Here is a 13574-nt window from a genome sequence, read left to right as displayed (position 1 = left end):
TCTCCTCAACGCCGCCGGTCGGCGATGAACCCGATGCCAAAGCCGAGCAGCGCGCCGACGGCCGCGAAGATCGCGACGTGCTGGGTCTGGCCCGTCGTCATCGTGTCGTCGCCCGGAGCCGCCGCCTTGTCGCCCTGAACCTCGACCTTCATGCCGAGAATGCTGATCTCGGCGGCCTGCGGCCGGGTGAGCCAGCCGGCGAGGCCGCCGACGACCAGTCCGATGACGAGAAGCAGGATCTTGGCGTTCATGCCGGTCGTCACTCTGTCACGCGCATGACGACCGCGCGGCTGCGCGGCCGTGAAGTTCGGCTCGAAGCTCAGCCCTCGGCGAGCTTCTTGGCCTTCTCGATCGCCTGCTCGATGGTGCCGACCATGTAGAAGGCGGCCTCGGGAAGCGCGTCGTGCTTGCCTTCGACGAGCTCCTTGAAGCCCTTGATGGTGTCGGCGAGATCGACGAACACGCCCGGCGAGCCGGTGAAGATCTCGGCGACATGGAACGGCTGGCTGAGGAAGCGCTCGACCTTGCGGGCCCGCGACACCGTCAGCTTATCCTCTTCGGAGAGCTCGTCCATGCCCAGGATCGCGATGATGTCCTGCAGCGACTTGTAGCGCTGCAGCGTCTCCTGGACGCGTCGTGCGGTGTTGTAGTGCTCGTCGCCGATGATCGCCGCGGACAGGATGCGGGAGGTCGAGTCGAGCGGGTCCACCGCCGGATAGATGCCCTTTTCGGCGATCGAGCGGTTGAGCACCGTCGTCGCGTCGAGATGGGCGAAGGAGGCGGCGGGCGCCGGGTCGGTCAGGTCGTCGGCCGGCACGTAGATCGCCTGCACGGACGTGATCGAGCCCTTGTTGGTGGTGGTGATGCGCTCCTGCAGCGCGCCCATGTCGGTCGCGAGCGTCGGCTGATAGCCCACCGCCGACGGAATGCGGCCGAGCAGCGCCGACACTTCGGAGCCCGCCTGCGTGAAGCGGAAGATGTTGTCGACGAAGAACAGCACGTCCTGGCCCTGGTCGCGGAAATGCTCGGCGACGGTGAGGCCGGAGAGCGCGACGCGGGCGCGGGCGCCGGGCGGCTCGTTCATCTGGCCGTAGACCAGGGCGCACTTGGAGCCCTCGCCGCCGCCCTGCTTGTTCACGCCGGACTCGATGAACTCATGGTAGAGGTCGTTGCCCTCGCGGGTGCGCTCGCCGACGCCGGCGAACACCGAATAGCCGCCGTGCGCCTTCGCGACGTTGTTGATCAGCTCCTGGATCAGCACGGTCTTGCCGACGCCCGCGCCGCCGAACAGGCCGACCTTGCCGCCCTTGGCGTAAGGCGCGAGCAGGTCGACCACCTTGATGCCGGTGACGAGGATCTCGGTCTCCGTCGCCTGGTCGGCGTAGGAGGGGGCCGGGGCATGGATCGGGCGGAGGCCCTCGTTCTGGATCGGACCGCCTTCGTCGATCGGCTCGCCGACCACGTTCATGATGCGGCCGAGCGTGCCGGCGCCGACCGGGACCTGGATCGGAACGCCGGTGTCGCTGACCTCCTGACCGCGGCGCAGGCCCTCCGTCGAGTCCATCGCGATCGCGCGGACCGTCGACTCGCCGAGATGCTGCGCGACCTCGAGCACGAGGCGGGCCTCGTTGTTCTTGGTCTCAAGCGCGTTCAGGATCTCCGGGAGCTCCCCGTCGAACTGGACGTCGACGACGGGGCCGATGACCTGGGTGATACGGCCGACATTTGCGGTCATGTGTTCTCAGTCCTCGTCGGTCAGCGCGGACAATCGCCCGCCCTCATTGGCGTGGTCGAAGCCGTCAGGCGTCGACAAGATCTAGCCGGCGTTCGATGCGGGTGATCCGCTCGTCGAACCGGTCCATTCGTCCGTTGAGGCCTGCGATCTGTATCTGGACCTGACCGAGGTGCTGCTCGATGGCCGACACCCTGATCTTCACGTCCTGTAGATCGAGCTCCATACGGTCTTGAGAGGCCCTGATCCGCCGAAGCTGCTCAAGGACCAGACTTTCCATTTCTCCGGTCATCGTCGGCCCCTGGTTCAGCCCGTCGCGTCCGGCAGCATAGCTTCGCCGCAACCTTCCTTAAAGCGCCTCGGCGCCGGAGATGATCTCGATCAGCTCCTTGGTGATCTGCGCCTGTCGGGTGCGGTTGTAGACCAGCGACAGCTTCTTGATCATGTCGCCGGCGTTGCGGGTGGCGTTGTCCATCGCGGACATGCGCGCGCCCTGCTCGGAGGCCGCGTTCTCCAGCAGCCCCTTGAACACCTGGATGGCGACGTTCTTCGGCAGCAGATCCTCGAGGATCTCCTCCTCGCTCGGCTCGTATTCGTAGACCGCGCCTTCGAGCAGGTCGCCGGTCTGGTCGGCCGGGATCTCGGCCGGCACGATCTGCTGCGCCGTCGGGGTCTGGCTCACGACCGACTTGAACTTCGAGTAGAACATCGTCGCGACGTCGAACTTGCCCTCGCGGAATTCCTCGAGGACGCGCTCGCTGATGCCGGACGCGGTGCCGAAATTGATGCTCTTCACCTCGCGCAGCGAGATGATGTCGTCGAGCTTGCCGGGGAACTGGCGACGCAGGATGTCGGCGCCCTTGCGTCCCACGCACAGGATGCGGATTTCCTTGCCCTCGGCGATGAGCTTGCGGGCGTGCTCCCGCGCGAGACGCGCGATCGACGAGTTGAAGCCGCCGGCGAGGCCGCGGTCCGCCGTCATCACGACCAGCAGATGGCGCTTGTCCTCGCCCGTGCCCGCCAGCAGCCGGGGCGCGCCGGGCGCGTCCTTCATGCTGGAGGCGAGGTTTGCGAGAACCCGCTCCATCCGTTCGGCGTAGGGACGCGCGGCCGCCGCCGCCATCTCCGCGCGACGCAGCTTCGCCGCCGCGACCATCTGCATGGCCTTGGTGATCTTCTGCGTCGCCTTGACCGAGGCGATGCGGTTTCTGAGGTCCTTGAGGCTCGCCATGGGCGCGCTCGAAACTCCGTTTAAGCCGAGATCACGCCGAGAAGGACTTGGTGTAGCTCTCGAGGAGAGCCTTGATCTTCTCGATCGTCGGATCCTTGAGCTGCTTGTCGGTCCGGATCGTCTCGAGCAGCTCGGTCTCGCTGGAGTTGAGGCGCTCGAGCAGCCCGGCCTCGTAGGCGCGGACCTTGTCGACCGGCAGCTTGTCCAGATAGCCGTTGGTGCCCGCATAGATCACGATCACCTGCTCCTCGACGCGCAGCGGCGAGAACTGCGGCTGCTTGAGGAGTTCGGTGAGGCGCGCGCCACGGTTCAGCAGGCGCTGGGTCGAGGCGTCGAGGTCGGAGCCGAACTGCGCGAAGGCGGCCATCTCGCGGTACTGCGCGAGCTCGCCCTTGATCTTGCCGGCGACCTGCTTCATCGCCTTGATCTGGGCGGCGGAGCCGACGCGCGACACCGAGATGCCGACGTTCACCGCCGGGCGTACGCCCTGGTAGAACAGGTCGGATTCCAGGAAGATCTGGCCGTCGGTGATCGAGATCACGTTGGTCGGGATGTAGGCCGAGACGTCGTTCGCCTGCGTCTCGATCACGGGAAGCGCGGTCAGCGAGCCGGCGCCGTTCTCGTCGTTGAGCTTCGCGGCGCGCTCGAGCAGGCGCGAGTGAAGATAGAACACGTCGCCCGGATAGGCCTCGCGGCCCGGCGGGCGGCGCAGCAGCAGAGACATCTGGCGGTAGGCCACGGCCTGCTTCGACAGATCGTCATAGACGATCAGCGCGTGCATGCCGTTGTCGCGGAAATACTCGCCCATCGCGCAGCCGGCGAACGGCGCGAGATACTGCATCGGGGCCGGGTCGGATGCGGTGGCCGCGATGATGATGGAATATTCGAGCGCGCCGTGCTCCTCGAGCACCTTCACGAACTGCGCGACGGTGGAGCGCTTCTGGCCGATCGCGACATAGACGCAATAGAGCTTGGCGCTCTCGTCCGTGCCGGCGTTGATCGCCTTCTGGTTCAGGATGGTGTCGAGGGCGACCGCGGTCTTGCCGGTCTGGCGGTCGCCGATGATCAGCTCGCGCTGGCCGCGGCCGACCGGGATCAGCGCGTCGATCGACTTGATGCCGGTCTGCATCGGCTCGTGGACAGACTTGCGCGGGATGATGCCCGGCGCCTTCACGTCGACGCGGCGACGCTCGGTCGACTCGATCGGACCCTTGCCGTCGATCGGGTTGCCGAGCGCGTCGACAACGCGGCCGAGCAGGCCGCGGCCGACGGGGACGTCCACGATCGCGCCGGTCCGCTTGACCGTGTCGCCCTCGGAGATGCCGCGGTCGGCGCCGAACACGACGACGCCGACATTGTCGTTCTCGAGGTTGAGCGCCATCCCGCGGACGCCATCCTTGAACTCGACCATCTCGCCGTACTGGACGTTGTCGAGGCCGTAGACGCGGGCGATGCCGTCTCCGATCGACAGCACCTGTCCAACTTCGGAGACCTCAGCCTCCTGCCCGAAATTCTGGATCTGATCCTTGAGGATCGAGGTGATCTCGGCGGCGCGAATGTCCATCAGCCGACCTCTTTCATCGCAAGTTTGATGGAATTGAGCTTGGTCTTCAGCGAGGCGTCGACCATGCGGCTACCGAGCCGCACGATGATCCCGCCGAGAATTTTGGGGTCGACCTTCACGTCGACGTCGACCGTCTTGCCCGTGACGTCCTGGAGCGCCTTGGCGAGCGCGGCGCGGCGGCCGTCTGTCAGCGCCTCCGCCACGGTCACTTCGGCGGTCGCGGCGCCACGCTCGGCGGCGGCCAGCGCGCGAAAACCCTTGATCATGGGCTCGATCGCGAAAAGCCGGCGGTTCTGCGCGACGAGCTTCACGAACTTGGCGGTGAGGCCGCCGATCCCGGCGCGATCGAGCACCGCGATGATCGCCCTGGACTGGTCCTCGGCGGAGAACACCGGGCTCAGCGTCAGGCGACGCAGGTCGTCGCTCTCTGCGAGAAGGGAAGACAGCGTATCGAGGTCGGCTGCGACCGCATCGATCGCGCCAGCCTCTTTCGCGAGGTCGAACAGGGCGGTCGCGTAGCGACCCGCCATTCCTGACACGATTGTGTCTTTACCTGCCACCGAGCGTCTCTCGCTGGTTGGAGCCAAGGGCTGAAACCGGAGCGGGCGCTCCGAACCTCCCGAACAAAGGGGTCTGAGGACCTTGCGGCCCGCGTCCCGAAAGGCGTCTTTCTGGATGCGGTGGGTGACTAACACGCCGCGCGGCGGGCCGCAACAAAATGGCGCGTTTGTGGCCAGATGAATAATAACCGAGACGCCGCAGTGACTTGCCGGTCGTCAGGCCGTCATCCGATCACGCAAAGGCGCCCGGATGAGGCGGTCACATGAAGCTCTGAGGGTCGACGTCGACCGCGACCCTCACGCCGCCGCGGGCGGGAGGCGCGGCGGCGAGCCACGACCTCAGGTAGGCCGGGACGTCGACCGCGCGCGGCGCCTGGACCAGCAGGCGCATGCGGTGGCGGCCGCGGACCATCGCGAGCGGCGCTTCCGCCGGGCCCAGAACCCGCACGGTCTCCTGCTTCGGAGCCGAGCGGGCGAGCGCCCGGCCGTGCGCCTCGGCGAGCTCCCGCGTCGGCGCCGACACGACGATCGCCGCCAGCCGTCCGAACGGCGGCATCATCGCGGCTTCCCGCGCGATCGCCTCCGCCCGGTAGAAACCCTCGCGGTCGTTCGCGGCGAGCGCGCGAATCACCGGGTGGTCGGGCTCGTGGGTCTGGATCAGCGCCCGGCCCGGACGCTCGCCGCGCCCCGCGCGGCCCGTCACCTGCTGCAGCATCTGGAAGGTGCGCTCGGCGGCCCTCGGGTCGGCCGCCCCGAGCGCGAAATCGGCGTCGATCGCCCCGACCAGGGTCAGCCCGGGGAAGTGGTGGCCTTTCGTGACCATCTGCGTGCCGACGACGATGTCGACCGCGCCGCGCTCTATGGCGTCGAGCTCGGCCCTCAGCCGTTCGCCGGCGCCGATCAGGTCGCTCGACAGGATCGCGACCCGCGCGTCCGGGAACCGCGCGACCGCCTCGTCGCGGATGCGCTCGACGCCGGGTCCGCAGGCCACCAGCGAATCCTCGGCCGCGCAGGCCGGGCAGGTCTTCGGGCTGTGCGCGGTGTAGCCGCAATGGTGGCAGACGAGGCTCGCCCGGAATCGGTGCTCCACCAGCCACGCCGCGCAATGCGGGCATTTCATGCGGTGGCCGCAGCGGCGGCAGAGCGTCAGCGGGGCGTAGCCGCGGCGGTTGAGGAACAGCAGCGCCTGCTCGCCGGCGGCGAGCGTCTGCGTGACCGCCGAGACCAGCGCCGGCGCCAGCCACTCGCCCTTCACGGGGCCGGCGCGGCGCATGTCGATCGCCTTGATCTCCGGCATCGTCCGGCCGCCGAAGCGCGCGGGGAGCGCCAGCCGGCCGTAGCGGCCGCGCTCGGCGTTGATGCGGGTTTCCAGCGAGGGCGTCGCGGAGGCCAGCACGATCGCGGCGCCCTCGATCCGGCCGCGCACCACCGCCATGTCGCGGGCGTTGTAGGAGACGCCGTCCTCCTGCTTGTAGGCGGCGTCGTGCTCCTCATCGACCACGACCAGCGCAAGATCCCTGAACGGCAGGAACAGGCCGGAGCGGGCGGCGACGACAGCCTGGATCGATCCGTCGGCGACGCCGCGCCGCACCGCCTCGCGGCCCTTCTCGCCGACGCTCGCATGCCAGACGGCGGGCCGCGCGCCGAAGCGTTTCGCGAAGCGGTCGAGGAAGGGAACGGTGAGCGCGATCTCCGGCGCCATAACGAGCGCCTGCCGGCCCTGCGCCAGCGCCTCGGCGACCGCCTCGCAATAGACCTCCGTCTTGCCCGAGCCCGTCACGCCGTCGAGCAGAGTGACGCTGAAGCTGCGCGCCGCGACCGCCGCCCGCAGGGCGGCCGCCGCGCTCGCCTGCTCGGGCGAGAGCTCCGGGCCCGGCAGATGCGGGTCCGGCCGCGGCGGCGGGGGAGGAGGCGGGAGGGGACTGAGCGCCAGCGCGCCGTCCGCGACGAGGCCGTCGAGCACCGAGGCCGACACGCCCGCGGACTCCGCCAGCTGCTTCTTCGACCAAGTCTCGCCGTTCGCCGCAGCCGCCAGCGCCTTGTCGCGCGCCGGCGTCCGGCGGCCAGGGGCCTTGCCCGTCGCCTTCAGCCCCATCCGCGGCTCGCGCGGGCCTTCGTCGGCCGCCAGCCCCCGCATCGCCATGCGCAGCACCTGGCCGCGGGGCGCGAGCGTGTAGGCGGCGACCCAGTCGACGAAGCCGCGCATGCTTGCGCTGAGCCCGCTTGCGGCGACCTTGCCGAGAAGAGCCTTGAGCCGCGCGCCCTCGACCTCGGCGCCGCCGCCGTCCCACACCACGCCGACCGTCGGGCGCGTCCCGAGCGGCGCCACGACGACGTCGCCGGGCGCGACCTCGAGCCCGTCCGGGACCGCATAGGTCAGCGCACGGTCGAACGCGACCGGCAGCAGCACCTCGACGGTTCTTGGCGCGGTCATGGGATGAACGGGACGTCCTGTTCGAGGAGGCGAGGCCCGCCTCTTCCTCGCAAGGCGCCGCCTGCGTCAAGCGCTGCGCGCCGGACGCAGCCCCGCGTCCCGGCCGAATCGCCTTGCGCGAGGCTGGCCCCCGCGCCAAGTGATGTTCGAGACGCCGCCGCGCCGCCGATCTTTTTGAACCGAGGACCTTTCCGCGATGAAATTCTTTGTCGACACCGCCGACATCGGCGAGATCCGCGAACTCGCCGCCATGGGCGTGCTCGACGGCGTGACCACCAATCCCTCGCTCGTGCTGAAGGCCAACCGGCCCTTCAAGGAGATCATCAAGGACATCTGCGACGTCGTCGACGGTCCGGTGTCGGCCGAGGTCAGCGCCACCGACTACGAGACGATCATGAAGCAGGCCGAGATCCTGCGGAAGATCGCCGACAACGTCACGGTCAAGGTGCCGCTCACCTGGGACGGGCTCAAGGCCTGCAAGGCGCTGACGTCGGACGGCACGATGGTCAACGTCACGCTCTGCTTCAGCGCGCCGCAGGCGCTGCTCGCCGCCAAGGCCGGCGCGACCTTCGTCTCGCCCTTCGTCGGCAGGCTCGACGACATGGGCATCGACGGCATGGAGCTGATTCAGGACATCCGCACGATCTACGATAACTATCCTGACTTCTCGACGGAGATCCTCGCCGCCTCGATCCGCGGCGTGAACCACGTCAAGGACGCCGCCAAGGCCGGCGCCGACGTCGCGACGATCCCGCCCTCGACGCTCAAGAGCCTCGTCAAGCATCCTCTGACCGACAAGGGCCTCGAGCAGTTCGTCGCCGACTGGGCGAAGACCGGCCAGACCATCGAGTGAGGCGGGTCCGCCTCGCCGCGCGCCGTCGTGGTCCGGCCTGACCGGACCACCCATGTTCGAGCGTAGCGCTCGAGCTCCAAGATGGATCCTCCGGTCAAGCCGGAGGACGACGCCGTTCTGGTCCCGCCATCAGGACTGATGGCTCAATACCAGAACGGGCCTCCGCCATAGGGTCCGTAGCCGCGGCCGAAATAGGGATCGTCGAACGCGCGCCTCAGCTCGCGTCGGCGCTCGACGTCGAGCGTCATGCGGCAGTTCGCGAAGGCCTCCGTCCCCGGCCTCATGCCGTAGCCGCGGCATTTCTGCTTGTCGGCCTCCGCCAGTTGCTCCGGAGTCGCGCAACCCGCGAGCGCCAGCAGCGCAAGAAGCATCAGGGCCACTTTCATCTCGTCCTCCGGCAAACGTCGCTACAAGCGCGCTCGGTTCAAATTATTACGCGAGGAATTGAGTTGCATCGAAGTCCTGTCGCCGACCGGACAGCGCGACGACACGGCGACGGCCGGCCGAGCCTCACGAACCGAAACATAATGTGAGGATCGACTGTCCGGAACGTTTTTTCACATACCGCGTTTCGATGGTGGGCGGAATAACAACCGAGGAAGACACCAAGATGCGCACTCGCACCATTGCTTTTGCACTCGCCGTTGCCGCCGCCGCTCCTGTCGCAGCTTACGCCCAGGAGGGCACCGTTAGCGGCGCCGCCGGCGGCGCCGTCACCGGAGCCATCGTCGGCGGTCCCGTAGGAGCGGCCGTCGGCGGCGTCGCCGGCGCGGTGGTCGGCACCGCCATGGCCCCGCCCCGCGAGGTCCACGAATACGTCGTGAAGGAGCAGCGTCCCTCCATCCGTTATGAGGGCGACGTCCAGGTCGGCTCCACCCTGCCGGAAGACGTCGAAATCTACAGCGTTCCGGACACCGACTACAGCTACACCGTGGTGAACGACCGTCGCTACATCGTGTCGTCGAAGCGTAAGGTCGTCGAAGTCGTCGAGTAAGATGTCCGATCCGATCTCAAGGAAAGGCCCTGCGCGTTCATTCGCGCGGGGCTTTTTCGTTTGGTGAGACCCGCTTAAGGGCCTCGCGCTAGGCTGGCGCCATGTCCGAGCCTTCAGCCTCCGCAATTCTTCCCGCCGCCGAGGACGTCCGAGCGGCTTACGCCGACTGGCTGTCGGGCCTCGCGAACGAGCGCAGGCTCTCGCCGCACACCGTCGAGGCCTACGGTCGGGACGTGCGCATCTTCCTCGGCTTCCTGCAGACCCATCTCGGGGCGCCTGCGACGCTCGCCGATCTGGTCTCCCTCACCCCGCGAGACATCCGCGCCTTCCTCTCCGCGCGCCGGAACGACGGCCTCCAGAGCCGCTCGCTGATGCGCGGCCTCGCCGCCTCGCGCTCCTTCGCCCGCAGGCTGGCGCTGACCGGGCGCGGCGAGGCCTCGGCCTTCGCGGCCGTCCGCTCGCCGAAGATCGCGCGCAGCCTGCCGAAGCCGATCTCGCCCCCTGCGGCCCGCAAGATGCTCGACGCAGAGACCCGCGCCGGCGAAGAGAGGGCCGACTGGGTGCTCGCCCGCGACGCCGCGGTGCTGGCGCTGCTCTACGGCTGCGGCCTGCGCATTTCCGAGGCGCTGTCGCTGACGCGCGCCGAGGCGCCGGTTCCCGGCGTCGACCGCATCGAGGTGCTGGGCAAGGGCTCCAAGCGGCGTCAGCTGCCGGTGATCGCCGCCGTGCAGGAGGCGGTGGCCGCCTATCTCGCGCAGTGCCCATGGAGCCTGAAGCCCGAGGGGCCGCTGTTCGTGGGCGCCAAGGGCGGTCCGCTCAACCCGCGCATCGTTCAGCAGGCGGTGGCGCGCATGCGCGGCGGCCTCGGCCTGCCCGACACAGCGACGCCGCATGCGCTGCGCCACTCCTTCGCGACCCACCTGCTCGCGCGCGGGGGCGACCTTCGGACCATCCAGGAGCTGCTCGGCCACGCCAGCCTGTCGACCACGCAGATCTACACCGAGGTCGACGGCGCACGCCTGATGGCGATCCACGCCGCGTTTCACCCGAGGGCGCGCGCAGGCTAAAGCGGAACCCGTTCCGGAACGGCCGCTTTTCTCGCAGTCCTCACCGCGCCTTGGCGGCGGCCGGGCGGCATTCGGCGTTGATCTTGTCGATCGCGCCGGCCACGCCCGAGAGCGAATAGACCTGCGTCGTGGCGCGGCCGCGGGTCGGCGTCAGCTTGATCTTCATGTCGCGGCGGCCCTCCCGCATGGCTTTGACCATCGCGGCCTGCTCCTCGTTGGTGTTCATGAAGGCGCCGTCGCCGCGCGGCGCCATCTTGAAGTCGACGCCGTCGATGTCGACCTCGACCGCGCTGTCGGCCTTGAGCGTGAAGCCCGGCGTGACGCTGACCTCGTTCACGATTCCCTCCTGCGGCCGGTTCGACACGAAGAAGAACGCGTTCGACGGCTTGGCGGCGCGCCGTCGTCCCTCTTCGGGATTGGCGAGCGCGTAGCAGACCTTGCCGCCCTTCACCGGCGCCGCATAGGCGGTCCAGTCCTTGAACTCGCCGATCGAGGTCGGCTGGACGGTCGCAGCGGGCGCGGTCTGCGCGTGCGCCGCGCCGCCTGCCGTGAAAGCGATCAGCGTAGCGGCGAGAAAGACGGCGGAGCGGAGGCGGTCGGTCATGGCGTCGCTTTCGATTTCCGGCGGCGACCGCAAGGGCGTCGCAGCGTTCCCAAGAGACCCCCACGGCCGGCGGCTCCGCGTCGCGGGCCGCCGAAGGGCGTCCAAAATGAATCTACGGCAAAGGTTTAGAAAATTTGACCAGTCTTCGCACCGGTAGGCTCGCGCAAAAGGACGTGCTTTAGTCCTGACGTCGGCGCGGGCCGCCCTATGATATCGTCACGGGGCGTGAAACGGTGAAGAGCGAAGGCGTCGCGAACGATGATCTCGTCATCGGACATCGCTTCGGAAATGGCCCGGCTGGTCGCGCGCGTCGCCGCGGACCGGGACAAGGCCGCCTTCGCCATGCTTTTCGACCATTACGCGCCCAGGCTTTCCGCCTATCTGCAGCGACTGGGCGCCGATCCCTCGCTCGCCGAGGAGATCAGCCAGGACGCGATGGCCGCGCTGTGGCGCAAGGCGGATTCGTTCGATCCCACGCGCTCCTCGGTCGGGACCTGGCTCTATCGCATCGCCCGCAACCGGCGCATCGACCTGCTGCGCCGCGCCCGCGGGACAACGGTCGACATCGACGACGTCGCGGCGCCGCTCGACGACGCCCCCCAGCCCGACGAGGCGGCCTCCGCCCGCGAGCGCGAGGGCTTCATCCGCCGCGCCATGAAGTCGCTGCCGCCGGAGCAGGTGTCGCTGGTCCGCCTCGCCTTCTTCGAGGAGCGCTCGCACAGCGAGATCGCGGCCGAGACCGGCCTGCCGCTCGGCACCGTCAAGTCCCGCATTCGACTGGCCTTCGGCCGGCTGCGCCGCAGCCTCGAGGCCGAGGGCGTCGCGGACGTATCTTGAGGCTTCATTCGTGAAAGCGGTTCTCTGCATCGAACTCGGGGGTCCCGAGGCTCTTCAATTCGTCGAACTGCCCGATCCGCAGCCCGGCCCCGGCGAAGTCGTGGTCGACGTCGCCTACGCCGCGCTCAACTTCTTCGACACGCTGATCATCGCCGGCCGCTACCAGTCGAAGCCCGATCTGCCGTTCTCGCCCGGCGGCGAGATGGCGGGGGTCGTTTCGTCCGTCGGCGAGGGCGTCGAGGGGCTGGCGGTGGGCGACAGGGTCGCCGGCTATCTCGGCCATGGCTGCTGCCGGGACAAGGTCCTCGCCAAGGCCGAGGCGCTGACGCTGGTTCCGCTCGACCTCGACCTGGACCGCGCGGCGGGGCTCATCATCGCCTACGGCACCACGCTGCACGCGCTGGCCGACCGCGGGGCGCTGAAGCGCGGCGAGACGCTCGCGGTGCTCGGCGCGAGCGGCGGCGCGGGGCTCGCCGCGGTCGAGATCGGCAAGCTGCTCGGCGCGCGGGTGATCGCCTGCGCCTCCTCGGCCGACAGGCTCGCCTTCGCCCGCGAGCGCGGCGCCGACGAGGTCGTCGACTACACGAAAGAGGACCTGAAGCTGCGGCTGAAGGAGCTGACCGGGGGAAACGGCGTCGACGTGGTCTACGATCCCGTCGGCGGAGAGGCGACCGAGGCCGCGGTCCGCGCGCTCGCCTGGCGCGGCCGGCACCTCGTCATCGGCTTCGCCGCCGGCGACATCCCGAAGCTGCCGCTCAACCTGCCGATGCTGAAGGGCGCCGACATCCGCGGCGTGTTCTGGAGCGCGCACGCCGCGCGGGAGCCGGCCCTTCACCGCGCCGAACTCGCGCGCCTGTTCGACTGGGCCGCCGCCGGCGAGGTCTCCGCCCATGTCGACCTCGTGCTCCCGCTCAGCGAGACGGCCGACGCCATCTCACGGATCGCCCGCCGCGAGGCGCGGGGGAAGATCCTGGTTCGGCCGTAGAGAGCTCCTCCGTCGAAGCCTTATTTCCCCAGCGCGGCCTCGATCAGCTTCCGCCCTTCTTCGCTCGCCCATTCCGCGGGGCCGGGCAGATAGCCGATCTCGCAGCCGGCGCGGTCGAGGATGAGCGTCGTCGGCAGCCCCGTGCCGCGGCCGACCGCCTTGAGCGCCTGCAGCGTCTTGCCCGTCGAATCCACATAGAGCGGCAGGTTCCGGGCCCCGATCTCCTTCAGGAAGGCGCGCGGCTTGTCGACGGAGCCGAGATCGAGCGAGACTGGAACGACCGCGAAGTCCGCGCCGCCCTTGGCGCGCTCGAGCGCGTCGAGCGCCGGCATCTCCTTGCGGCAAGGCGCGCACCAGGTCGCCCACAGGTTCAGCAGCACGACCTTGCCGTGGAAGCGGGTCATATCCACATCGGCCCCGTCGCCGTCCTTGAACGCCAGCGCCGGCAGCGGCCGCGGCGAGGAGGGGGTCACGACCCCCGCCAGTTCCCCGGTCGCCGATTTGCTGATCGCGGCGAGCGTTTCGGGGCTGGCGGCGCATGGCCCGGCCTTGTCGCCGGCGCCGATCCCGTATAGGGCGAGCGCGCCCAGCCCAAGCGCGGCGCCGGCTGCGATCAGGCCTATGCGGAAGAGCGGGCGGCGCGGACGGGCGGCCGTTTCGGGCATGGACTTCAACCTCGTGACCCGGCGGCGCCGCCGGGCGTCAGGACGCGG

At 69.2% G+C, this 13574-nt stretch carries 15 protein-coding genes; 5 read left to right on the top strand and 10 right to left on the bottom strand.

The window, feature by feature from the left end; all coding sequences use genetic code 11:
- Window positions 1–5: 5 nt before the first annotated feature.
- From PKE75_RS12760 to PKE75_RS12730, 7 genes are all read right to left on the bottom strand, one after another.
- Window positions 6–251, bottom strand: coding sequence for a hypothetical protein (locus PKE75_RS12760; RefSeq protein WP_271169104.1), 246 nt, complete (start codon window positions 249–251; stop codon window positions 6–8).
- Window positions 252–319: 68 nt separating this feature from the next.
- Complete coding sequence (gene atpD / locus PKE75_RS12755; RefSeq protein ID WP_271169103.1) at window positions 320–1735, bottom strand: F0F1 ATP synthase subunit beta; 1416 nt, start codon at window positions 1733–1735, stop codon at window positions 320–322.
- A gap of 64 nt (window positions 1736–1799) precedes the next feature.
- Window positions 1800–2024 (bottom strand): hypothetical protein, encoded by a 225-nt coding sequence (locus tag PKE75_RS12750; RefSeq protein ID WP_271169102.1) that lies wholly within the window; start codon window positions 2022–2024, stop codon window positions 1800–1802.
- Between the two features lie 57 nt (window positions 2025–2081).
- A complete protein-coding gene (locus PKE75_RS12745; RefSeq protein ID WP_271169101.1) occupies window positions 2082–2963 on the bottom strand; it encodes a F0F1 ATP synthase subunit gamma in 882 nt (293 codons plus the stop codon).
- 31 nt (window positions 2964–2994) lie between these two features.
- Entirely contained in the window at window positions 2995–4527 is a 1533-nt protein-coding gene (gene atpA / locus PKE75_RS12740) for a F0F1 ATP synthase subunit alpha (protein WP_271169100.1), read from the bottom strand.
- A complete protein-coding gene (locus PKE75_RS12735) occupies window positions 4527–5087 on the bottom strand; it encodes a F0F1 ATP synthase subunit delta (protein WP_271169099.1) in 561 nt (186 codons plus the stop codon). Before PKE75_RS12735 ends, atpA begins: the two co-directional genes overlap by 1 nt.
- Window positions 5088–5346: 259 nt before the next feature.
- Window positions 5347–7521 (bottom strand): primosomal protein N', encoded by a 2175-nt coding sequence (locus PKE75_RS12730; RefSeq protein WP_271169098.1) that lies wholly within the window; start codon window positions 7519–7521, stop codon window positions 5347–5349.
- A gap of 196 nt (window positions 7522–7717) precedes the next feature.
- On the opposite strand from PKE75_RS12730, the gene fsa reads away from it, so the two are divergent.
- Window positions 7718–8374, top strand: coding sequence for a fructose-6-phosphate aldolase (fsa, locus tag PKE75_RS12725; protein ID WP_271169097.1), 657 nt, complete (start codon window positions 7718–7720; stop codon window positions 8372–8374).
- A 143-nt stretch (window positions 8375–8517) separates the two neighbouring features.
- Here the strand turns inward: fsa and PKE75_RS12720 are convergent, their stop codons facing one another.
- The gene (locus PKE75_RS12720; protein ID WP_271169096.1) at window positions 8518–8760 is read right to left on the bottom strand and encodes a hypothetical protein; all 243 of its coding nucleotides are present in this window, start codon (window positions 8758–8760) and stop codon (window positions 8518–8520) included.
- 224 nt (window positions 8761–8984) lie between these two features.
- On the opposite strand from PKE75_RS12720, the gene PKE75_RS12715 reads away from it, so the two are divergent.
- Complete coding sequence (locus PKE75_RS12715) at window positions 8985–9368, top strand: DUF1236 domain-containing protein (protein ID WP_271169095.1); 384 nt, start codon at window positions 8985–8987, stop codon at window positions 9366–9368.
- A 101-nt stretch (window positions 9369–9469) separates the two neighbouring features.
- A complete protein-coding gene (locus PKE75_RS12710; protein ID WP_271169094.1) occupies window positions 9470–10435 on the top strand; it encodes a tyrosine recombinase XerC in 966 nt (321 codons plus the stop codon).
- A 40-nt stretch (window positions 10436–10475) separates the two neighbouring features.
- On the opposite strand, the gene PKE75_RS12705 is transcribed toward PKE75_RS12710, so the two are convergent.
- Complete coding sequence (locus PKE75_RS12705) at window positions 10476–11039, bottom strand: hypothetical protein (protein WP_271169093.1); 564 nt, start codon at window positions 11037–11039, stop codon at window positions 10476–10478.
- 258 nt (window positions 11040–11297) lie between these two features.
- Here PKE75_RS12705 and PKE75_RS12700 point away from each other — a divergent pair, with 258 nt between their 5' ends.
- Window positions 11298–11876: a sigma-70 family RNA polymerase sigma factor gene (locus PKE75_RS12700; RefSeq protein ID WP_271169092.1), complete on the top strand. Its 579-nt coding sequence runs from the start codon at window positions 11298–11300 to the stop codon at window positions 11874–11876.
- Window positions 11877–11886: 10 nt separating this feature from the next.
- The gene (locus PKE75_RS12695; protein ID WP_271169091.1) at window positions 11887–12861 is read left to right on the top strand and encodes an NADPH:quinone oxidoreductase family protein; all 975 of its coding nucleotides are present in this window, start codon (window positions 11887–11889) and stop codon (window positions 12859–12861) included.
- 20 nt (window positions 12862–12881) lie between these two features.
- Here PKE75_RS12695 and tlpA read toward each other — a convergent pair whose 3' ends face one another.
- Window positions 12882–13526, bottom strand: coding sequence for a thiol:disulfide interchange protein TlpA (gene tlpA, locus PKE75_RS12690; RefSeq protein ID WP_271169090.1), 645 nt, complete (start codon window positions 13524–13526; stop codon window positions 12882–12884).
- Window positions 13527–13574: the final 48 nt, after the last annotated feature.

This window comes from Hansschlegelia plantiphila (genome assembly GCF_027922265.1).
In the GTDB taxonomy this organism is placed as follows: Bacteria; Pseudomonadota; Alphaproteobacteria; order Rhizobiales; family Methylopilaceae; genus Methylopila; species Methylopila plantiphila.
This window is presented reverse-complemented; position numbering and strand designations above follow the sequence as displayed.